The organism is Paraburkholderia caffeinitolerans, from assembly GCF_902859945.1.
In the GTDB taxonomy this organism is placed as follows: domain Bacteria; phylum Pseudomonadota; class Gammaproteobacteria; order Burkholderiales; family Burkholderiaceae; genus Paraburkholderia; species Paraburkholderia caffeinitolerans.
The window spans coordinates 48,363-69,334 of the sequence record NZ_CADIKL010000010.1; the positions used below are offsets into that span (position 1 = coordinate 48,363).

Here is a 20,972-nt window from a genome sequence, read left to right on the forward strand (position 1 = left end):
TCATGGCGTCCGTCCCGCGCCGTTGGCCGCACTGTTGCCCACGTCCGCGCCCGACTCCTGCTCGAAGCGCTGCTTCAGGAACTGCGCGGGCGAGGTGTTCAACGCGCGCATCCAGACGTCTTCAGAGGGCACGGGGATCAGCGTGCTGCGCTCGATCTGGCTGTGCTTCTTGCGCATTTTCACGTCGTCGGATTCCTCGTCTTCTTCGTCCTGCTGCGCCTCCTGCTTCGGCTTCGCGAGCAACTGGCGCATCAGGTCGCGGTTGTGCGCGGCCTCGGTCAAGTGCGGATCGAGTTTCAGCGCGTTGTCGTAGGCTCTCACCGCGTTGGTGTAGTCCTCGAGATGCGCGAGCGCGTTGCCCATGTAGAAGCTCGCCTGCGCGCCGCGCAGGCCCGAGAAGGTCGAGAGCGCACCTTCGTAGTCGCCCGCCTGATATTGCGCAAAGCCCTTCCACATCGGGTCCTCGAAGCGCTGCGCCGCTTTCGCGTAGTCGCCGTGCTCGAAGTACCAGCGCCCTTGCTGGTCGTGCGTGGCGAACAGGTCGATCCATTTCCATGACGCCGCGTGCGCGGGCGCGGGCATGCCCTGCAGCACGCACGCGGCCAGCACGACCGGCAGCCACTTGACGGTCCAGCCGCGCCGGAAACCCAGCACGCCCAGCAGGATCAGCGGCACGACGAGCCAGTAGCCGTCCTCGCGCCAGCGCGGCTCGCGCTTGTCCTCGTCCGCCGCGTCGAGCCAGGTCTGCGCGCGATGCAGGACCCAGCGCACGTCGTCGCCGTCGCTGCGCATGCTCGCGAGCGGCACGTCCGCTGCGTCGGCCACGCGGCGGATCGCGTCCGCGTCGAATTCGCCCGTGCGCGCGTTGCCGTGCGAGTCGAGCTGGACCTGGCCATCGGGCCCGCGCAGCGTGCCGCCGTCCGGCGTGCCCACCGCGAGCCACAGCACCTGCTGGCGCGAGCGCTTGGCCGCCTGCACGAACGCATCGGCGTGGTCCGGGTCGATGCCGTCGCTCATCAGCACGATGGTGCCGGGCACCGGGTCATGGGCGAGCAACGCTTCGGCGGCGGCCAGCCCCGCTGCCGCGTTCTTGCCGTCGCTGGGCATCACCGATGGCGAGAGTGCGGGCAGATAGAGTTCGAGCATCTCGGGGTCGTCGGTCGGCGGCACCACGAGATGCGCGCTCGATGAAAACACCACGAGGCCCGTGCGTGCCCCCTTGCGCGCAGCGGCGAGATCGAGCACCTTCTGCTTCGCGCGTTCGAGGCGCGTGGGCGCAATGTCGCCGGCGTTCATCGAGTTCGCGAGCTCCAGCACGATCACGAGCGGCGCCTTGTCCTGATCGAACGGCGGGCGCTCCTGACGCCACGTCGGCCCCGCTGCCGAGAGCGCGGCGAGCGCGATGCACAGCGCCAGCGTGTCGACCGGTTTCAGGCGTCGCTGCGAGGTTCCGCCCACGACGAGATGTTCGAGCAAATGCGGCTCGATGATGCCGCGCCAGCGCCCGCGCACGTCGTGGCGGCGCCGCCAGACGATGGGCAGCAACGCGGCGAACAACACGAGCCACAGCCACAGCGGGCGCAGGAAATGAAACGCGGTGAGGTCAATGGACACGATCGGCCTCGGCATCTTCTTGCGTGCGCGGCTGCGCCATTGCGCCCCCACGCGCGCGCAGCAATGCAATGGCGAGCGCCATCGCGTGATAGAGCGCGAGCAGCAGCACGCCCGCGCCGAGCGGCACCCAGTAGAAGTCGCGCTGGGGCCGGTAGACCTCGTGCTTCACCGCCACCGGCGTGATGCGATCGAGCGTGGCGTAGACATCGGCGAGTTCCTCCTGATTGCCGAGCGCGCGAAACGCGCGCCCGCCCGTTGTGGTGGCGATGCGTTCGAGCGCATCGAGATCGACGCGATCTTCGCCCGTCGCGGACGGGTCGCCAATGCCGATGGTGTCGATCACCAGTTGATGCCCCTTCGCAATGAACGCGGCATTTTCCGGGGGAATCGCGCTGGCCGTGTCGTTGCCGTCGGTCAGCAGGATCAGCACCTTTTGCTGCGCGGGCGATTTGTCCATCAGCTTCACGGTCAGGCCGATCGCATCGCCGATGGCGGTGCGCGCGCCGGCCATGCCGATTTGCATCTGATCGAGCAGCGTGAGCACCGCGTCGTGATCGAGCGTGAGCGGCGCTTGCGGATATGCGGCCTGGCCGAATACCACGATGCCGATGCGGTCCTGGGTGCGCTTGCGGATGAAGTCGGCCACGACGCGCTTGACCGCGGTGAGACGGTCCATGCGCTCGCCCGTGGCCGAACTCACGAAGTCGCGCGTGGCCATGGACTGCGAAAGGTCGATGGCCAGCATCAGGTCGCGGCCCGGCGAATCGTGCGTGACAGGCGGCTCCACGTAGACCGGCTTCGCGGCGGCGACCAGCAGCAGGCACCACAAGAGCGGCGCCATCAGGCGCTGGATCCAGTTGCGCCGCAGCCGCACGCCGCCGGGGGCGGGACGCTCCCCTGCCGCGCCGGCCATTTCGTGAAAGAACGGCACGCGCACAGCCTGCGCGCGCGAGCGATACGCAGGCCACAGCCACCAGACGAGCAAGGGCAGCGGCAGCAGCGCAAAGGCCCAGGGAAAATCAAACTTCCACATGATGATGTGCAATCCATTCGCGCGCCGACTCGACGAGCCGCTGCGCATCGGTCACGCTCACCGCCGCGCGGCGCGCTTCGGGTCCATAGCTCGCCAGCATGAGCAGCGCGCCGCTTTGCGCGTCGAAGCCATGCGTCTTCTGCAGAAAGGCCAGCCAGGCGTCGCCGCTCAGCGCCGCCACGCGCTCGCGCGGCAGCACCGCCAGCGCGGTGCGCTTGAGCAGGCCCGCGAGGTCGGCAAGCGCCGTTGCGCGCTGCGCGGCGTCGCCCATGCGCGCGGCAATCTGCGCGAGCTCGGCGAGCGCGAGACGCCGGTAGCGCTGTTTCTGATAACGCCGCCACGCGAACCAGGCCACCACTAACGCAGCGAGCACCAGCAACGCGAGCAGAATGACCCAGCCCACCGTCTGCGGCCAGTACGCCACCGAGGCCGGCAGCGGCAATTCGCGCAGCGGCTGCAAGTCGCCAGGCGTGCCGGCCGGCGTGGGCATCGGCGCGGGCATCGCCGTTAATAGCGGCGCGCTCATAGACCGCTCCCGTGCAGCGCGTTTCTGCTCGCGCGGCTCGCGCGCTCGCCGAACAGCCGGCGCACCTGTTCGACCGTGGGCTCCGCCGTCGAGACCGGCATCAGCGGCACGCCGCTCGCGGCGAGCAGTTGCGCGACCTCCGCGGTGCGTCCCTCGAAGAGGCTCGTGAGCGGCGCGCGCACGCGCTCGTTCTGGATGCGCAATTCCACCTGCAAGTGGCCTTCGCTCACCACCAGCGCGCGCTGCACCGGCATGTGCTGCCAGAGCGGGTCGTAGATCATCGCGGCCACAACGTCGTTATGCGCCGAGAGCTGGCGCAGGAGCTTCTGGGTGCGCTCGCCCGCGCCCGCGAAATCGCTGGCGACGCAAATCAGATAGTCATGCGAAGCAATCTGCAGCACGCCTTCGAGCGCCGCGTCGAGCTGGCCGTAGGCCGTGCGCGCGGCGCTCTGCGCGTTCATCGCGCGATTCATCCGCTCGATCACGCCGAATATCGTCTTGATGCGCGTGCGGCTGCGCAGCGGACGCAGCCGCACGGTCTGCGTGTCGTCGAACAGCACGCCGCCCACGCGGTCGCCCGCCTGAAAACCCATCCAGATCCCAAGCGCGGCCAGCTCCGCCGCCACCACCGACTTGAACGCGCGCCGCGAGCCGAAGAACATGCCGATGCGCTGGTCGACCACCATCAGGAGTGGCCGGTCGCGTTCCTCGGTGTAGGTCCGGACGAGCGGCTTGCCAAGGCGCAGCGAGGCACGCCAATCCAGATGGCGGACATCGTCGCCGGGCAGATAGGCGCGAATCTCCTCGAAGTTCAGGCCGCGCCCGCGCAGGCGCGAGGCATGCGCGCCCGCGAGAATGCTGCGCACGGGCGCGGGTGGCACGAAGCTCAGGCCGCGCGCCTGGAACTCGAGCTTCGCCAGATGAGCGGCGTCCACATAGACGGAGCCGATGGTGTCGGCGCCCGCGTCCACGGTCGTGCCGCTTCGCGCACCTTGGTTCATGCCTCGCTTCAAGCCGGCACCGCAACGGCGGCGACGAGCTTGTCGACGACCTGATCGGCGCTCACAGTTTCCGCACTGGCGTCGTAAGACAGAATCAGGCGATGCCTGAGCACCGGGCGCACCACGGCGCGCACGTCGTCGGGCGTGACATAGTCGCGGCCGTCGAGCCACGCGTGCGCGCGGCTCGCGCGGTCCAGCCCGATCGCGCCGCGCGGGCTCGCGCCCACCTCGATCCAGCGTGCAAGCTCGGCGTCCAGCGTCTTCGGGTGGCGCGTCGCGTTGACGAGCGAGACGATGTAGTTGTCGATCGCGGGTGCGACTTCGACTTTCTGAATCTCGTGGCGCGCCGCGAATACCACCTCCTGTGCGAGTGTTTCGATCTCGCCCGGCGCCTCGGACGTTTCGCGGCGCAGCAGCTTCAGCATGTCGCGCTCGCTTTCCGGCGACGGATAGTCAATCAGCACTTTCATGAGAAAGCGGTCCATTTGCGCCTCGGGCAACGGATAAGTGCCCTCCTGCTCGATGGGATTCTGCGTGGCCATCACGAGAAACAGGTCGGCCATCGGATGAGTCTTGCCCGCCACCGAGATTTGCCGCTCCTCCATCGCTTCGAGCAGCGCCGATTGAACCTTGGCAGGCGCGCGATTGATTTCGTCGGCGAGAATCAGGTTGCCGAAAATCGGCCCGGGCTGAAACTGGAGCATGCGTTCGTTGCCGGATTGCAACAGCGTTTCACCGCCCGTGATATCAGAAGGCAGCAGATCGGGCGTGAACTGAATGCGGCGCATGGTCGCCGCAAGACGCGCCGCAATGGCCTTGACCGTGCGGGTCTTGGCGAGCCCCGGCAAGCTTTCGAGCAGCACATGCCCGTCGGCGAGTAGTGCGATCAGCACCTGGCGCACCACGTCCTGCTGGCCAATTACCGCTTCATTTACACCCGCTTCGAAATGCAGAATGGTCTCTCTCATTGGTCTCGATTCCTGCCCTGATCACCGGATTTATACATAAAGTGGACCGCGCGCCATGGACCGTGAAAACCCATAATTCGGCCAGATCGCTTCCAACATAGAATGCGGAGCAAGAAAACATCCTGACACAATTTCCGGGCAAATGTACAATCGCCCGCCCCGGTGGAATCGCAAGCGTGTAGATCGTCCGTTCGAACGAGGCGAAAGCATTACTTTCGAATGACTTTATGCGAAATGTCACATACTGAATGAAAATGCGCTTCGAATTTCGCCGCCCACCCATTTGCCCACCCAATAAAGCATTTTCATTGAGGGGCGAATTCGCTATATTGGGCGCTACGCGCTTTATCGGGTGCACGTTTTTCGTTATGGCGAATAAACAGGCACGCAGCGTGCTTTAAGCGAATACCATTCATGACTATTCAGGAACGCGTCATCAGCAAGCAGGATAACGCCGCGGCGTCGCGCAATGCCAAAAGGACTAGCGGCACGGGCGGGCGGCGCAAGCTGCTGCTATGGGGCGCCGCGCTGGTGCTCGTGCCCGCCATCGCGGGCGGCGTCGTGGGTTGGGCGCTCAATGCCCATTCGAAGCCCACGCCTTTCCAGGTCGTCCATGGCGACGGCGTAAACGGCCCGCGCGGCATGGTGTGGGTGCCAGGCGGCGACTTCCTCATGGGCAGCGACTCGCGCCTCGCCCAGCCCAACGAGCGGCCCGCACACGAAGTGCGCGTGCATGGCTTCTGGATGGACGAGCACCACGTCACCAACGCCGAGTTCCGCAAGTTCGTCGAAGCCACGGGCTATGTGACCACGGCCGAGCGCAAGCCCGACTGGGACACGCTCAAGGTCCAACTGCCTCCCGACACGCCGCGCCCGCCCGACAGCCAGTTGGTGGCGGGCGCAATGGTGTTCGTGGGCACGCCCGAGCAGGTCTCCCTCAACGACTACTCGCGCTGGTGGCGCTACGTGCCGGGCGCGGACTGGCGTCACCCCCGAGGCCCGAAAAGCGACATCGTGGGCAAGGACAATCATCCGGTCGTTCAAGTCTCGTACGAAGACGCGCAAGCCTATGCGAAATGGGCCGGCGAGCGCTTGCCCACCGAGGCCGAATGGGAATTCGCCGCGCGCGGCGGCCTCGACCAGGCGACCTATGCCTGGGGCAACGATTTCGCGCCGGGCGGCAAACAGATGGCCAACGTCTGGCAAGGGCAGCAGGCCCAGCCGTTTCCGGTCGTGAGCGCGAAGGCGGGCGGCGCAATCGGCACGAGCCCGGTCGGCACCTTTCCGGCCAACGGCTACGGGCTCTCGGACATGACCGGCAACGCATGGCAGTGGGTCGCCGACTGGTATCGCGCCGACGCGTTCCGCCGCGAGGCGTCCACCAGTGTTGTCGACAATCCGGCCGGCCCCGCGCAGTCGTGGGACCCCACCGACGTCGGCGTGCCGGTGGATGCGCCCAAGCGCGTCACGCGCGGCGGCTCGTTCCTGTGCAACGAAGCCTATTGCCTGAGCTACCGCCCGAGCGCGCGGCGCGGCACCGACCCGTACAACAGCATGTCGCATCTCGGCTTTCGTCTCGTGATGGACGAAAGCGCCTGGAAGAACGCGCAATTGCGCGCCGAAGCCGCGCGCGCGGCGCCGGCCGGCGGCTGATCGACGAGCGGACAAGCGGACAAGCGTTACCGAGCACCATGAAGCAAGCGCCTTATCCGCAGGAACGAGGCGCCCAGGACAGGCGGCCCCGCGCGGTTGCGGGGCACAGCCGAACCGCCCGCGAGCGCGGGCGGCATGACTGCATTACCCAGGCACCGGAGAAACGGAGAGAATGACAATGACAAAATTGCCGCGCAGTAAGCGGTTGGCGACCTGGAGTTCCTTGCTCGCGCTCGGCGGCGTATGCGCCGTGCTGGCGTTCTCGGACCCGACGCTCGCCCCCGCGCAAACCACCCAGCCGCCCAAGGCAGCGCCAGCGGCGAAACCGCCCGCGCAGAACACGAGCAAGCCGAACATCCTCGTGATCTTCGGCGACGACGTTGGCATCAGCAACATCAGCGCGTATTCGCAGGGCCTCGTGGGATACCGCACGCCGAACATCGACCGCATCGCCCACGAAGGCATGATGTTCACCGACTACTACGGCGAGAACAGTTGCACGGCGGGCCGCTCGTCGTTCATCACCGGGCAGACGCCGCTGCGCACGGGGCTTTCGAAGGTGGGCGCGCCGGGCGCGCCGGTCGGCCTGCAGAAGGGCGACATCACCATCGCGCAGGCGCTCAAGCCGCTCGGCTACGCCACCGGCCAGTTCGGCAAGAACCACCTCGGCGACAAAAACGAGTATCTGCCGACCAACCACGGCTTCGACGAGTTCTACGGCAACCTCTATCACCTGAACGCCGAGGAGGAGCCCGAGCGCCCCTACTGGCCGAAGGACAAGAATGATCCGTACGTGAAGAACTTCTCGCCGCGCGGCATCATTCATAGCACCGCGGACGGCAAGGTGCAGGACGTTGGGCCGCTGACCGCCAAGCGCATGGAGACGGTCGACGATGAAACCGGCGCGAAGGCCGCCGACTTCATCACGCGCCAGACCAAGGCTGGCAAGCCGTTCTTCGTCTGGATGAACTACACGCGCATGCACGTCTACACGCACGTGCGTCCCGAGTTCCGCGGCAAGAGCGGCATGCCCGGCAACGAGTATGCGGACGGCATGTGGGAGCACGACCAGGACGTCGGCAAGCTGCTCAAGCTGCTCGACGACCTGAAGATCTCGAACAACACGATCGTCGTCTACACGACGGACAACGGACCGAACGAGTGGTCATGGCCCGACGCCGCCGTGTCGCCGTTCCGTGGCGAAAAGGACTCGAACTGGGAAGGCGCGTTCCGCGTGCCGGCCATGGTGCGCTGGCCCGGCCACATCAAGGCCGGCGAGGTCTCGAACCAGCTCTTCTCGGGCATGGACTGGTTCCCGACGCTGCTCGACGCGGCCGGCGACTCCGGCGTGAAGGATCGTCTGCTCAAGGGCTGGACGCCCAAGGGCAGCAGCACGAACTTCAAGGTGCATCTGGACGGCTACGACCAGTTGCCGTTCCTGACCGGCAAGACCAACAAGGACCCGCGCACCGAGTTCTTCTACTTCAACGACGACGGCGAGCTCGTCGCGATGCGCTGGGATCAGGACGGCATGGCGTGGAAGACGGTTTTCTGCGAGCAGCGTGCTCCGGGCAACCTGAACGTCTGGCAAGAGCCGTTCGTGTGCCTGCGGTTGCCGAAGGTGTTCAACCTGCGCATGGACCCGTATGAGAAAGCGGATATCACTTCCGACCAGTACAACGACTGGCTCGCGAAGAATGCCTATCTGGTGGAAATCGGGACGATGAAAGCGAGCGCCTTCCTGCAGACCTTCGTTGCTTACCCGCCGAGCCAGAAGCCCGCGAGCTTCAGCATCGACCAGGTACGCAAGGAAGTTGACGCGAAGATCGACGCTGAGATGAAGAAGCGCGCTCAAAAGTAACACCCATTTGTAACACCCCCATCCCGGGCGCACGGACACCCTATCTGTGCGCCCGGGATTCACGTTTTGCCCCCCCGCCGATGACCTCCTCTCCCTCCACGATCAGCCGCAGCGCACGCCGCGACCGGCATAGCCGGCAGCAGCCTCCCGCCACTCCATCCCCCGACACCGAAGCACCGGCACGCTGGCAACCCGCCATGTCGCCTACGCTCGCGGCCGGGCTGCTGTTCCTCTCGGGCGCAGCCGCGCTCGTGTACCAGGTGCTGTGGATCAAGCAGCTTTCGCTGGTCGTGGGCATCGACGTCCACGCCGTAACGATCGGCGTGAGCGCCTTTTTCGGCGGGCTCGCGCTGGGCAGCGCCTGGTTCGGCCGCCGCGCCGACTGCAGCGCGCAGCCGCTGCGCCTTTATGCGTTGCTCGAAGTGGCGACGCTCGTGCTCGCGCCGCTCGCGACCTTCGGCCTTGCGTATGCGGCTGCGCCGTTCGCGATGATTGAAGCGCGCGCCGGCCTGCTCGCGTGGGCGCTGCCGTTCGTGCTCGTCGGCCTGCCCGCGATCCCGATGGGCGGCACCCTGCCCGTGCTCACGCGCGCGCTGGGCGTGGCTGCGCCATTGACGGCCCGTGCCGGCGGACGACTCTACGCGGCGAACACGGCAGGCGCCGTGTTCGGCACGCTGGTGGCGCCGTTCGCGCTGATTCCCGCGCTGGGCGTGCAAACGAGCGCCTGCTGCGCCGCGCTGCTGAACGCGGCGGCCTGCGTGCTGGCTTTGCTTCTCGCACGCCGCAAGCCGGCGGCCGCGCAGGACGACACGTACAACGACACTCGCGCGGCTCAAGCCACGCAGCCCGCTCAAGCCACACAAGCCGCCAGCCCCGAAGCGGGCGCGCGCGCCGAATCCGGCACGGCGCGCCTTGCCTTCGCGCTCTACGCGCTGGCCGGCGGCATTGCGCTCGGCTACGAGGTGGTCTGGTCGCAAGCCATCGTCCAGTTCATCAGCACGCGCGCGTTCGCCTTCGCCGTCGTGCTCGCCACCTATCTGCTCGGTCTCGCACTCGGCAGCGCCTGCGCGACTCGCAGCGCGGCGCGCTCACCCGATCCGTGGAGCCGCTTCGCCATCCTGATCATTGCGGCAGGACTCGTCTCGCTGCTCGAAATCGCCGCCGTGGGCGCGTGGCTGCCGCAGTGGCAAGCCGGGCTCGCGCAAACCGTGCTGAACCATACCGGCAGCCTGCTCGCCGCCATGTGCGCGCGCTTCGCGCTCGCGGCGTTTTTCGTGGTGTTCGTGCCGACGCTGCTGCTCGGCGCGGCCTTTCCGTTCGCGGTGCGCCTCTCGGCGCGCGAGGCCCGCGTAGGCCATAGCGTGGGCGCGCTGGTCGCACTCAACACGGCGGGCGGCATAGTCGGCGCAATGCTCACCGGCTTCGTCCTCGTGCCGTCGCTCGGCGTCGTGCGCACGCTGGCCGTGCTCGCCGTTGCCGCCGCCGCGCTCGGCGTGATCGCGACTATCAACGGCCCCGGCGTGCGCAACGTGGGCCGCTGGGCCGTCGGCGCGCTCGTGCTCGGCACCGTCGCCGCGTCGCTGCTCACGCCCGTCGACCGGCTCGCCGTGCTGCTCGCGAAGACGCGCGGCGGCACGCTGGTCTCCTACGAGGAAAGCGCCGGCTCCACCGTCGCCGTGCTCGAGCAGACGGCGGGCAAGCACCACTTCAAGCGCCTCTACATTCAGGGCGTGTCCAATTCCGGCGACGCGATGACCTCGCAGCGCTACATGCGCCTCCAGGCCCTGCTCCCGCTGCTGATCGACCGCGAAACGCCGCGCTCGGCGCTTGTCATCGGGCTCGGCACGGGGATCACGGGCGGCGCGCTGCTCGCCTATCCGGGACTCGAAACGCGCACGATTGCCGAACTGCTGCCGGCCGTGGTGCGCGCCGCGGGCCAGTTCGACGGCAACTTCGACGTGACCCGCGACCCTCGCGTGAAGATTCATCAGCGTGACGGCCGCCGCGAGTTGCTCGCGAATCCCGCGCGCTACGACCTCATCACACTGGAGCCGCCGCCGCCCTCAGCCGCCGGCGTCGTCAATCTGTACTCGACCGACTTCTACCGGCTCGCGGCCGCGCGGCTGCAACCGGGCGGGCTGGTCGCGCAATGGCTGCCGCTCGCGACCCAGAACGAGAACGATACGCGCGCGCTGATCCGCAGCTTCGTGCAGGTGTTTCCGCACGCGACGCTCTGGACCACCGAGTTGCACGAGATGCTGCTGGTTGGCTCGCTGCAGCCCATCGAGCTGAACGTGCCGCGCATTAGCGCGCGTTTCGCCGATCCTTCGGTTTCCGAAGCATTGAGCGCGGTGGGCATCGACTCGCCAGCGGCATTGATGGCGACTTACATCACCGACCGCGCCGGCCTCGAGTACTACGCAGCCGACGCGCTGCCCGTCACCGACGACCGGCCCCGCATCGAATACGCGAACTGGCTGCGGCGCGAGGAATTCCCGCAGACGCTCGCCCACCTCATGGAACTCGCCGTCAATCCACCGCTCGTGGGCGCCGACGCGGCATTCCGCGCCCAAGTGGCGAACCAGAGCGCGATTCTGCAGATGTTCTACCACGCGTCGCTCGACGCTTATTCCGGCGACCGCCAAGGCTGGTCCCGCTCGATCGGGAAAGTCACCCTGGCCGATCCGCTCAATCCTTACTACGACTGGTTCACCGGCATAGGCCAGTAGTTCGCAATTCGCGCTGGCGCGCGCCGTGGCTTTGGCAGAAGATAGGCTATCGCCATTGAGGAGCGCGCCATGAAATTCGTGCCACTCAGGTACGCAGCCGGCGTCGCCGATGCGTTATGGAGTATCTGCGCTGTGGCCACCCTGCCCGGCGCGGCGTACCAGACCACGGTTCAGCTATCGAGCGGGAAACACCTGCTGTGCAGCGTGAATGAAACGCCGCCCGCTGGCGAACCGGCGGTTTTGACACGCCGCGAGCAGGACCAGGCCGAGGTGCTGGCGACGCAGCGCCTGCGGCTGCTCAGCGGGCCGTATTCGGATTACCCGTCGGATTACACCGCGCCTACCGTGGCTTGCGTGAATGCGGATTGAAATGCGCAATCCTGTGAAGGCATAAAGGGTATCCGCATATGCGCGTGGATGCCGGGCTCTCTCTGTTGCATCGCAAAAATTGGGCGCGCTAACCGTGCGGCGCTTGGCGGACACATTTCGACCCGATGGCGACAACCGGTGTGATTCTTGGGACGTCCGCTCTGCGTCGAGGAACGGACGTCGCATTGCAACGGGCGTCGGAATCTCGCTTGGCCCGCCATCCGGAACACGAAGCCTTGTCTCTTCTTTAGCGATTTCTGGCGCCTGTTGCAGGCTCGCCAACCGGCAAAGAGATGCCTATGGATTCCAGCTTTTCCTGAGAGGTGTCAACAACGCTGAAGTCGAGATCGCGATTCAGGACCGCACGCGCCCGATTGACATCCATTGCACCCTCCCAGCGTGCGACCACGATGGTCGCCACGCCATTGCCGATAAGGTTCGTGACGGCGCGAGCTTCGTTCAGGAAGCGGTCCACGCCCAGAAGCAGCACGAGACCCGAGACCGGTATTTTGTGCATCGAGGCAAGTGTCGCTGCGAGTGCGACGAAACCCGCCCCCGCCACGCCAGCGGACCCCTTCGAGGTCAGGAGCAGAACGCCGAGCACGACGAGCTGATCGAGCAACGTCAGATGGATGTTCATCGCCTGCGCAACAAACATCGCCGCCATCGTGAGGTAAATCGCGGTCCCATCAGCGTTGAACGTATAGCCGGTCGGCAGCACCATGCCGACGACGGGGCGCGAGCATCCGAGGTTTTCCATCTTGATGAGCATTTGAGGCAGGACGGCCTCGGTCGACGCCGTGCCGAGCGTGATCAGAATCTCATCCCGGATATAGCGGAGATACTTCCAGAGCGACAGACCGCAGAGTCGCATGACGATGCCGAGTACGACCACGACAAAGAAGATCGACGTCAGGTACAAACAAAGCATGAGTTGTCCGAACGACGCCAGCGTGCCGAGGCCGTACTTCGCGATCGTGAATGCCATGCCGCCAAACGCGCCAACGGGCGCTACGTACATGACGATGCGCACGACACCGAACATCCCTTGCAGGAACATGTCGAGCATATCCACGAGTGGAGCGGTGCGTGGGCCGAGTTTCGCCAGTGAGATGGCGAACAGCACGGAGAAGAAAATGATTGGCAGGATTTCGCCGTTCGCAAAAGCGCCGACGATGCTGTTCGGCACGATGCTCATCAGGAACCCGAGCGCCGTGTGTTCGTGCGCGACGTGAGCGTAACTTGCGATCGCCGAACTGTCGATGTGCGCCGGGTCGATGTTCATGCCGCTGCCGGGCCTGATCATGTTGACGACAAACAGACCCACGACGAGCGCAATGGTCGAGGCCACTTCGAAGTAGAGCACCGCCTTGACGCCGACGCGGCCCGCTTCGTGCAGGTCATTCATTCGCGCGATGCCCACTACGACCGATGCGAAGATGATCGGCGCGAGCAACATGCGGATCAGCTTGATGAACAGGTCGCCGAGCGGTTTGAGATCGGCGCCGATATTCGGGTAGAAATGGCCGACGAGAATGCCGGCCACGATACCGATCAAGACCTGTACGTAGAGCCTGGAAAGCGTCTTTTTGAGTTTTGAGGACCGCATGTCTGTCTCCTGAGCATGGCGCCATCCACATGAATCTGGGCGACCGCCAACCGCCGTGCGTGCGGCGATTGTGTTTCCGGTCGCGGCTTTGCTGCTTTCATCCGTTCTTCGGGAGAAGGAAGTGCCAGCCATTCCAGGCCGGCGCATGAGGTTGGCTTCAGGCAGACAGCTTCTGCATTTCTGCGAAGAGGTCGGCCTTGCCTTCGAAACCGATCCCAGGAAGGTCAGGCATGTTGATGTAACCGTTGTCGACCTTCACACCATCGGGGAAGCCGCCGTACGGCTGGAAGAGATCCGGGTAGGACTCGTTGCCACCGAGGCCGAGGCCTGCCGCAATGTTCAGCGACATCTGGTGGCCGCCGTGCGGGATACAGCGGCTCGGCGACCAGCCGTGCTGACGCAGCATGTCGAGCGTGCGCAGATACTCGACGAGTCCATAGCTCAGTGCGCAGTCGAATTGCAGCCAGTCGCGGTCCGCTCGCATCCCACCGTAGCGGATCAGGTTGCGAGCGTCCTGCATCGAGAACAGGTCTTCGCCGGTGGCCATTGGTTTGTCATAGTAGTTACGCAGCGTCGACTGCAGTTCGAAGTCGAGCGGATCGCCCGGTTCCTCGTACCAGAACAGGTCGTATTGCGAGAGCGCCTTCGCGTACTGGATCGCGGTATCGAGATCGAAGCGGCCGTTCGCATCGACAGCGAGTTTCTGGCCGTCGCCGAGCACGCTCAGGATCGAATCGATACGGCGAAGATCTTCGTCAAGCGAAGCGCCGCCGATCTTTTTCTTCACGACCGTATAGCCGCGGTCGATGTAGCTGCGCATCTCGTCCTTAAGCTTTTCGTGATCCTGGCCCGGATAGTAGTAACCGCCCGCGGCGTAGACAAAGATCTTGCGGTTCGGCTGGCCGTCACCGTAGCGGTCTGCCAGCAGTTGAAATAGCGGCTTGCCTTCGATCTTCGCGACCGCGTCCCACACCGCCATGTCGATCGTGCCAATGGCGACCGAACGTTCGCCGTGGCCACCCGGCTTCTCGTTGGTGAACATCGTCGCCCAGACCTTGTGCGGGTCGAGGTTGTCACCCGCATCATTGACGAGCGAAGTGGGATCGGCTTCGAGAATACGCGGGATGAAGCGCTCTCGCATGAGCTTGCCCTGACCGTATCGGCCATTCGAATTGAAGCCGTAGCCGACGACCGGCTTGCCATCGCGGATCACGTCGGTGATTACGGCGACGAGGCTCAGCGTCATCTTGCTGAAATCGATGTAGGCGTTGCGGATCGGGGAGCTGATCGGAACAGTTTTTTCGCGAATCTCGACGATTCTCATGGTGGTGTCTCCTGGTCTGACACGTTTGCTGGATGTCTGAATTGCATGCGCGCTGTTGCAATGGGACGTAGCATAGCCCCGGGAGAACGGCCTATACTTCACCTACATTCATTTCATTCTTTACCAAAAGTGAGAACTGACTCCACGACCGACTTCGAGTTTTTCGTCCAGTTGGCGAAGCTGAAGAGCCTTTCTGGCGCGGCGCGCTCACTGGGTCTCACGCCTCCGGCGGCGACCAAGCGCCTGGGCATCCTCGAAGAACGGTTTGGCACCCGGCTGGTCAATCGGACGACGCGCAGCGTGAGCCTGACTCCGGAAGGAGAGACCTATGCGCGGTATGCCGCGCAGATTCTCGACCAGATGCGGGAGATGGAGGACGCGATCGCCGGGACGCCAGCCGATCCGCACGGACGCCTGCGCGTGAACGCAACCTTGGGGTTCGGGCGAACAACCATTGCGCCTTTAGTGTCCGAATTTGCGAAACGCTATCCGCACGTCGATATCCAGTTCGTGGTCACGGACCGCCCCGTCGATCTGGTCGAAGGGGCTTTCGATATGGCGATAAGGTTTGGCGAGTTGCCGGACCAGCGGTTGAGAGCTCGCCGCCTGATGAGCAATCGCCGCTTTCTGTGTGCCTCTCCCAAGTATCTGGAGCGGCACGGCGTTCCGCAGCGAATCGAGGATCTGGTCAATCACCGATGCATCATCCACACACAAAACGACGATGCGTTCGGCGCCTGGAGATTCGTGCAGGACGATCATCTGGAGACCTTGAAGGTGAACGGCTCGCTCTCCAGCAATGACGGCGATATCGTGCTGCGGTGGGCGCTGGATGGTCACGGCATCCTGATCCGGTCGGAGTGGGATCTCGCCAAATACATCCAGAGCGGGAGGCTAAGTCTGGTGCTGCCCGATGTCGTTCTGCCGTCTGCGGACCTGTTCGTCTACTATCCGGGCCAACGCAACGAATCCACACGCGCTCGTGCGTTCATCGACTTTCTCATCAAGCACTTCGAGGCGCCATTTGTTCCGGTGGATGTGAGCAAGACGGCTCCGGAGCGCAAGAGATCTGGTCGAGCAAGGAACTGACGATGTGGGAACGAGGTTTGTGGTTATAAGAATGCCGGTTTTCAATCGTGGCCTCGTGCAGAGTCCGAGGCGGCTTTTTGGCACAGCGCTGAATGCATTCCGGCCGAACCCATAACTGACCGTTTTAGAATGCGACAGGGGCGCTCGTCGCGTAAGGGCGAGCGGCTGATTGTGGCCGGGAAGCGTCACCATCATCTAGAATGATGCGCTTTGCCCGTACTCCCATGTGGTTCAAAAACCTTCAGCTTCATCGTCTTCCGGCACCTTGGGCCGTTACCCCCGATCAGATGGAAAAATGGCTGACGCCCCACGCGTTTCAGCCGGGCAGCAGCGTCGAAATGCAGAGCTTCGGATGGGCATCGCCGCGCGACGACGGCTCGCTCGTATATTCGACCAACCGACAGATGCTTCTCGTGTTTCGTGCCGAAAAGAGGCTGCTCCCGGCGTCAGTCGTCAATCAGGTGACCAAGGCTCGGGCGCTTGAAGTCGAGGAGCAGCAGGGCTTCAAGCCAGGGCGAAAACAGCTGCGTGAACTCAAGGAGCAGGTTACCGACGAACTCCTGCCGCGCGCGTTCACCATTCAGCGCGATACCCGCGTTTGGATCGATACGGCGAATGGCTGGCTTGTCATCGATGCGGCTGCGCAGGCGCTTGCCGACGACGTTCGCGGCCTGCTCGTGAAATCTATCGACCAGTTGCCGCTCGCCGGCGTTCGCGTGGCGCTGTCGCCGGTCGCCGCGATGACGGAATGGCTGATGTCCGGCGAGGCACCGGGTGGATTCACCGTGGACCAGGACGCCGAGTTGCGCTCGAGCGGCGAAGGCGGCGCCACGGTGCGATACGTCGGCCACGCGCTCGAAGCGAACGACATGCGACGGCACATCGAAGCCGGCAAACAATGCATGCGCCTCGCGATGACTTGGGACGACCGGGTCTCCTTCGTACTGACGCCGTCGCTGACAATCAAGCGTGTCACACCGCTCGACGTGATCAAGGAGGCGGCGGATCCCACCGCGCAAAACGACGACGAACGCTTCGAGTCAGATGTCACGCTGATGACGGGTGAATTGGGGAGGATGTTGACCAATCTTGTCGATATCTTGGGCGGCGATCAACACGACGCGACGCATCAGGCGGCAGCAGCCTGAACTCCGTCGGCTGGCGAGGACCATCGCACCGCGCCGGTACGGTTTCGCGCCGGCGCAGCAGTTCGAGGAGGACCGTCGCCGCCAGTCGCATACGTGGACAGCAGACGTTCACAGCGCGGAGCCGGCAGCTATCTCGCGCGCTGGCAGCTTGAATCCGGCGGCGCCGCAGTGAGGTGGCACAAGTTAATAATTCCTTGGCCATGCTCAGCAAGCCGGCATCCCGTTGATGCTGTCCATCGCCATACGCATCGCCACGCTTCCTTCCGGCGTTGAACCGTATGCATGCGGCGTGCATGTCACGACAGATCGATTTGTCTGCGTCTTCCTGAAAGGGGGCAGGCTGCCCATTGCCAAACGGACCGCTCTGAACTATGTTCCAGCGGACGGACCAACTGTTCCACGAAGGATCACAGAATGCTCACAAGACTAAAATCGACGTTCCGTTACTTCAACAGCGTTGTCCCGTTCCGACTTGGTCCCGCGCTGATCACAACGGCCGTGCTGGTGACCCTGTTGCTGTTACCTGTGCCCGAAGGGCTGACGCCCAAGGCTTGGGGCCTGGTTGCCATATTTCTGACAACTATCGTTGCGATCATTCTGAAGGTCATGCCGATCGGCGTGATGGCGGTGATGGCAATCGTAGTCCTCTCGCTGTCGCAGGTGACCTCGAACTCGTCCAAGGGGGCGATCGCCGATGCGCTGACCGCCTTCGACAGTCCGCTAATCTGGTTGATCGTGGTGGCGATCCTGATCTCGCGCGGCCTGAAGAAGACCGGCCTGGGCAGCCGCATCGGCCTGATGTTCATCTCGCTGCTCGGCAAGCGCACGGTAGGCATCGGCTATGGTCTGGCCGTCTGTGAACTGGTGCTGGCGCCGTTCACACCAAGCAATACCGCGCGCGGTGGCGGCATCGTGCATCCGATCATGAAGTCGATCGCCAACGCTTTCGACTCGGATCCGGCCAAGGGCACCGAGGGCAAGGTCGGCACCTACCTGGCGCTGGTCAACTATCACGCCAACCCCATCACTTCGGCGATGTTTCTGACCGCCACGGCGCCCAATCCGCTGGTGGTGGACTACATCGCCAAGGCGACCAATCAGAGTCTGCATCTGACCTGGACGAGCTGGGCGCTGTGCATGCTGCTGCCCGGCCTGCTATGCATACTGATCATGCCGCTTGTGATCTATGTGCTGGCGCCGCCGCAGATCAATGCCACACCCAACGCAGTACAGTATGCGCACGCCGAACTGGCGAAGATGGGTGCCATGTCGCCGAAGGAAATGGTCATGTTGGGGACCTTCGCGCTGCTGCTGCTGCTGTGGGCCGATGTGCCGGCGATGGTATTCGGTCCGTCGTTCATCCTGGATCCGACCGTGGTCGCCTTCGTCGGCCTGTTATTGCTGATCGTCACCGGCACCATTGACTGGGACGACGTGCTGTCGGAGAAGAGCGCCTGGGACACGCTGGTGTGGTTTGGTGCGCTGATCATGCTGGCCGAGCAACTGAACAAGCAAGGCGTGATCACCTGGTTCTCAAATGCCATGAAGGACGCGATCGTTGCCAGCGGCATCGGCTGGGGCGCCGCTGCCGCGATCCTGGTAATGGCATTCGTTTTTTCACACTACCTGTTCGCCAGCACGACGGCGCACATCAGCGCGATGATGCTCGCATTCCTGACGGTCGGGGTCCATCTGATACCCCCCGAATATGTGCCGCTGTTCATGCTGATGATGGCGGCCGGCTCGGCGATCATGATGACGCTGACCCACTATGCGACGGGCACTTCGCCGATCATCTTCGGTAGCGGCTATGTCCCGATGGGAACCTGGTGGCGCGTCGGTTTTGTGATGTGCGTGGTGGAGTTGCTGATCTTCACGGTGGTCGGCGGCCTCTGGTGGAAGTTGCTTGGCTACTGGTGAAGCAGTAGGCCGTTCTGCGCCACACAACAACAAATCAACCGTGGAATACGAATACCCGAAATAAAAAAGGCCTGGCGCCAAGCCAGGCCTTGCCACCAAAAGCTAAACCGCTTAGAAGCGCGTACGCACGCCCGTGGTCAGTTCGAGCTGGTTGGACGCGCCAAACGTCGTGCCGACCGTGTAGCCGCCGTGCAGCTTCATGTAGTCGCCCGCCAGATACAGCTCGGTGCGCTTCGAGAGGTGATAGAAAACCGAAGCGTAGAGCGTTTCCTTGAAGCCGTTATGCAGCCCGCTGGTGGGATCGAAGGTGCCCAGGTTAGCGTTCGGAATATCGCCATCGGAGTTGTACGCGGCGTTATGCACGCGCATCTGCTGATAGCCGAGTTCGTAGTCGAACGCACCCTTCGGCGCGACCTTGAGCGACACCGTCCACGAATTGTCCTGGCGCTGGCCCAGCGCGCCCTGGTTGCCCCAGTAGCGGAAGTAGCCCGCATTGGCACGCACGATGCCCAGCGTGTAGTTGCCGCCGACCGAGAACGACTGGTTCGTGTTGCCGTTCAGGTTCACGTGGCTATAGTACGTCGATGCCGTGTACGAGGGACCGTTGTAGCCGAGGGCGAACTGGTAGGTTGCGTTGTTGCCGAAGCTCGTCTGGTTGCCGAACGCGTAGCCCGCGCTCGCGAAGATGCCATTGCTGAACAGCTTCTTCCACGCGAGGCCGTTGTTATAGCGGGTGCCGGTTGCGCTGCCCGCGTAGAAGATCATCTGCTTGAAGTTGTTCGAGTTGGTCCAGCCGCCCTCTTCCGTCGTCAGCTTCGTGCTGCCGTACGGGTCGCCGTAGATGGCCGACGCATCGCGCGCGATGGTGTTCTGGAAGCCGGCCGTGAACTTGCCGAGGCGCTCGTCTTCCACGCCCACCCATGCATCGCGGTCGAAGATCTGGCCCGGGTCTTCCATCGCGCCGTTACTCACGGTGTATTCGCTTTCCAGCCGGAAGATCACCTTGGTGCCGCCGCCGATGTCCTCAGCGCCTTTCAGGCCCCAGCGGCTGCCGCTGAACCACGGCTCGCCGTCGTTGCCCATGCCGATCACGTGGTTGCCGTTGGCGTCCGCGTGCGTTCGGTAGGTGGGAACGCTCAGGTCGATCAGGCCGTAGAGTTGAACGCTCGACTGGGCGTGCGCGCCGCTCGCCGCCAGAGTGCCGGCCGCCATGGCGAATGCGAGATGCTTCTTCTTCAAGATTGTCTCCTCAGATAACTGCATTGAAGTTCTGTTTATTCCGTTGCCCTGTTCCGGCCGGCTGCTGCTTTCGGCGTGCATGACATTCAACGGATGGTACGAATCGTAGAGCGCTCAATCCTTCGCGCTCCTTTCGCGAATGGTTCGTATCGCTTAGTGGATTCACCAATACTTAAACCGCGGAAATGGCGCTTTGCTCGCGCGGCGGCGCGTCCTTCGCACGCAGAATGTAGCCAAGGCCGCGCAAGGTCATGATCTGCGCGCTCGACTCCGCCAGGTGCTTGCGCAACCGGTGGATATAGATGTCGATGGCGTCCGCGCTCGGTTCGTCGTCGAGGCTGTACACACGCTCCATGAGCGTGTGCTTCGACACGGTCTTGCCCTGCTGCAGCATCAGCGCTTCCAGAATCGCGTGCTCGCGGCGGCGCAGCGCGAGCGGTTCCTCGTTGTGGCGGAATTCGCGCGTGTCGGAAACGTAATGCAGATCGCCGCATGTGAGCCAGCCCGACTTGTCGCCCACCTGCCGGCGTATCAGCGCCTTGATGCGCGCAACCAGTTCTCGGGCATCGAAGGGCTTCACCACGTAGTCGTCGGCGCCGGCACTGAAGCACGCGACCTTGTCGTCGATCGAGCCGTGCGCGGTGAGCATCAGCACCGGCACGTTGTCGCGCCGGCGCCGCAAGCGGTTGAGCACGTCCTTGCCGCTCATGCGCGGCAAGCGCATGTCGAGCAGCACGACGTCATAACGCTGGGTCATCAGCACCGAATCCGCGGCCTCGCCGTCGGCCACGCAATCGACCGTGAAATTCTCGGCGCGCAGCAGATTGACGATCCAGTGCGCGAGCTCGGCGTTGTCTTCCACGAGCATCAGCTTCATTGTTGTTCCTTG

Annotated in this window: 16 protein-coding genes; 7 read left to right on the top strand and 9 right to left on the bottom strand. The window is 64.1% G+C overall.

The window, feature by feature from the left end:
* From HV773_RS12260 to HV773_RS12280, 5 genes are read right to left on the bottom strand one after another with little or no spacing between them, the layout of a single operon-like run.
* The gene (locus HV773_RS12260; protein WP_129564180.1) at window positions 1–1,614 is read right to left on the bottom strand and encodes a vWA domain-containing protein; all 1,614 of its coding nucleotides are present in this window, start codon (window positions 1,612–1,614) and stop codon (window positions 1–3) included.
* Window positions 1,604–2,647: a vWA domain-containing protein gene (locus tag HV773_RS12265; RefSeq protein ID WP_129564179.1), complete on the bottom strand. Its 1,044-nt coding sequence runs from the start codon at window positions 2,645–2,647 to the stop codon at window positions 1,604–1,606. The genes HV773_RS12260 and HV773_RS12265 overlap by 11 nt, the downstream gene beginning before the upstream one ends.
* The gene (locus tag HV773_RS12270) at window positions 2,634–3,173 is read right to left on the bottom strand and encodes a DUF4381 domain-containing protein (protein WP_227875461.1); all 540 of its coding nucleotides are present in this window, start codon (window positions 3,171–3,173) and stop codon (window positions 2,634–2,636) included. Before HV773_RS12270 ends, HV773_RS12265 begins: the two co-directional genes overlap by 14 nt.
* Complete coding sequence (locus tag HV773_RS12275; RefSeq protein WP_129564178.1) at window positions 3,170–4,174, bottom strand: DUF58 domain-containing protein; 1,005 nt, start codon at window positions 4,172–4,174, stop codon at window positions 3,170–3,172. Before HV773_RS12275 ends, HV773_RS12270 begins: the two co-directional genes overlap by 4 nt.
* A gap of 8 nt (window positions 4,175–4,182) precedes the next feature.
* Window positions 4,183–5,142, bottom strand: a complete 960-nt coding sequence (locus HV773_RS12280; protein ID WP_129564177.1) for an AAA family ATPase — start codon at window positions 5,140–5,142, stop codon at window positions 4,183–4,185.
* Between the two features lie 414 nt (window positions 5,143–5,556).
* On the opposite strand from HV773_RS12280, the gene HV773_RS12285 reads away from it, so the two are divergent.
* The 4 genes from HV773_RS12285 to HV773_RS12300 all read left to right on the top strand — a co-directional run bounded on the left by HV773_RS12285 (window position 5,557) and on the right by HV773_RS12300 (window position 11,754).
* Window positions 5,557–6,795 carry a formylglycine-generating enzyme family protein gene (locus HV773_RS12285; protein WP_129564176.1) on the top strand — a complete coding sequence of 413 codons (1,239 nt, stop codon included), beginning with the start codon at window positions 5,557–5,559 and terminating at the stop codon, window positions 6,793–6,795.
* Window positions 6,796–6,967: 172 nt separating this feature from the next.
* Entirely contained in the window at window positions 6,968–8,656 is a 1,689-nt protein-coding gene (locus tag HV773_RS12290) for an arylsulfatase (protein ID WP_377729594.1), read from the top strand.
* Window positions 8,657–8,853: 197 nt separating this feature from the next.
* Entirely contained in the window at window positions 8,854–11,385 is a 2,532-nt protein-coding gene (locus HV773_RS12295) for a fused MFS/spermidine synthase (RefSeq protein WP_227875460.1), read from the top strand.
* Window positions 11,386–11,454: 69 nt separating this feature from the next.
* On the top strand, window positions 11,455–11,754 hold the full coding sequence (locus HV773_RS12300) for a hypothetical protein (RefSeq protein ID WP_129564173.1): 300 nt from the start codon (window positions 11,455–11,457) through the stop codon (window positions 11,752–11,754).
* Window positions 11,755–12,001: 247 nt separating this feature from the next.
* On the opposite strand, the gene dctA is transcribed toward HV773_RS12300, so the two are convergent.
* Together dctA and HV773_RS12310 are read right to left on the bottom strand one after the other, a co-directional pair.
* Window positions 12,002–13,363, bottom strand: coding sequence for a C4-dicarboxylate transporter DctA (gene dctA, locus HV773_RS12305; protein WP_129564490.1), 1,362 nt, complete (start codon window positions 13,361–13,363; stop codon window positions 12,002–12,004).
* Between the two features lie 157 nt (window positions 13,364–13,520).
* Window positions 13,521–14,687 carry a mandelate racemase/muconate lactonizing enzyme family protein gene (locus HV773_RS12310; protein ID WP_129564172.1) on the bottom strand — a complete coding sequence of 389 codons (1,167 nt, stop codon included), beginning with the start codon at window positions 14,685–14,687 and terminating at the stop codon, window positions 13,521–13,523.
* 129 nt (window positions 14,688–14,816) lie between these two features.
* Between HV773_RS12310 and HV773_RS12315 the strand changes: the two genes are divergently transcribed.
* The 3 genes from HV773_RS12315 to HV773_RS12325 all read left to right on the top strand — a co-directional run bounded on the left by HV773_RS12315 (window position 14,817) and on the right by HV773_RS12325 (window position 18,844).
* The gene (locus HV773_RS12315; RefSeq protein WP_129564171.1) at window positions 14,817–15,776 is read left to right on the top strand and encodes a LysR family transcriptional regulator; all 960 of its coding nucleotides are present in this window, start codon (window positions 14,817–14,819) and stop codon (window positions 15,774–15,776) included.
* A gap of 224 nt (window positions 15,777–16,000) precedes the next feature.
* Window positions 16,001–16,924: a recombination-associated protein RdgC gene (locus HV773_RS12320; protein WP_129564489.1), complete on the top strand. Its 924-nt coding sequence runs from the start codon at window positions 16,001–16,003 to the stop codon at window positions 16,922–16,924.
* Window positions 16,925–17,338: 414 nt separating this feature from the next.
* The gene (locus HV773_RS12325) at window positions 17,339–18,844 is read left to right on the top strand and encodes a DASS family sodium-coupled anion symporter (RefSeq protein ID WP_129564170.1); all 1,506 of its coding nucleotides are present in this window, start codon (window positions 17,339–17,341) and stop codon (window positions 18,842–18,844) included.
* Window positions 18,845–18,955: 111 nt separating this feature from the next.
* Here HV773_RS12325 and HV773_RS12330 read toward each other — a convergent pair whose 3' ends face one another.
* On the bottom strand, window positions 18,956–20,056 hold the full coding sequence (locus HV773_RS12330) for a porin (RefSeq protein ID WP_377729639.1): 1,101 nt from the start codon (window positions 20,054–20,056) through the stop codon (window positions 18,956–18,958).
* 199 nt (window positions 20,057–20,255) lie between these two features.
* Window positions 20,256–20,960, bottom strand: a complete 705-nt coding sequence (locus HV773_RS12335; RefSeq protein ID WP_129564168.1) for a response regulator — start codon at window positions 20,958–20,960, stop codon at window positions 20,256–20,258.
* Window positions 20,961–20,972: the final 12 nt, after the last annotated feature.

Coding starts and splice junctions, on each gene's coding strand:
- HV773_RS12265 (WP_129564179.1), bottom strand. CDS start 2,647: ATGTGGAAGTTTGATTTTCCCTGGGCCTTTGCGCTGCTGCCGCTGCCC.
- HV773_RS12270 (WP_227875461.1), bottom strand. CDS start 3,173: ATGAGCGCGCCGCTATTAACGGCGATGCCCGCGCCGATGCCCACGCCG.
- HV773_RS12275 (WP_129564178.1), bottom strand. CDS start 4,174: ATGAACCAAGGTGCGCGAAGCGGCACGACCGTGGACGCGGGCGCCGAC.
- HV773_RS12280 (WP_129564177.1), bottom strand. CDS start 5,142: ATGAGAGAGACCATTCTGCATTTCGAAGCGGGTGTAAATGAAGCGGTA.
- HV773_RS12285 (WP_129564176.1), top strand. CDS start 5,557: ATGACTATTCAGGAACGCGTCATCAGCAAGCAGGATAACGCCGCGGCG.
- HV773_RS12290 (WP_377729594.1), top strand. CDS start 6,968: ATGACAATGACAAAATTGCCGCGCAGTAAGCGGTTGGCGACCTGGAGT.
- HV773_RS12295 (WP_227875460.1), top strand. CDS start 8,854: ATGTCGCCTACGCTCGCGGCCGGGCTGCTGTTCCTCTCGGGCGCAGCC.
- HV773_RS12300 (WP_129564173.1), top strand. CDS start 11,455: ATGAAATTCGTGCCACTCAGGTACGCAGCCGGCGTCGCCGATGCGTTA.
- dctA (WP_129564490.1), bottom strand. CDS start 13,363: ATGCGGTCCTCAAAACTCAAAAAGACGCTTTCCAGGCTCTACGTACAG.
- HV773_RS12310 (WP_129564172.1), bottom strand. CDS start 14,687: ATGAGAATCGTCGAGATTCGCGAAAAAACTGTTCCGATCAGCTCCCCG.
- HV773_RS12320 (WP_129564489.1), top strand. CDS start 16,001: ATGTGGTTCAAAAACCTTCAGCTTCATCGTCTTCCGGCACCTTGGGCC.
- HV773_RS12325 (WP_129564170.1), top strand. CDS start 17,339: ATGCTCACAAGACTAAAATCGACGTTCCGTTACTTCAACAGCGTTGTC.
- HV773_RS12330 (WP_377729639.1), bottom strand. CDS start 20,056: ATGGCGGCCGGCACTCTGGCGGCGAGCGGCGCGCACGCCCAGTCGAGC.
- HV773_RS12335 (WP_129564168.1), bottom strand. CDS start 20,960: ATGAAGCTGATGCTCGTGGAAGACAACGCCGAGCTCGCGCACTGGATC.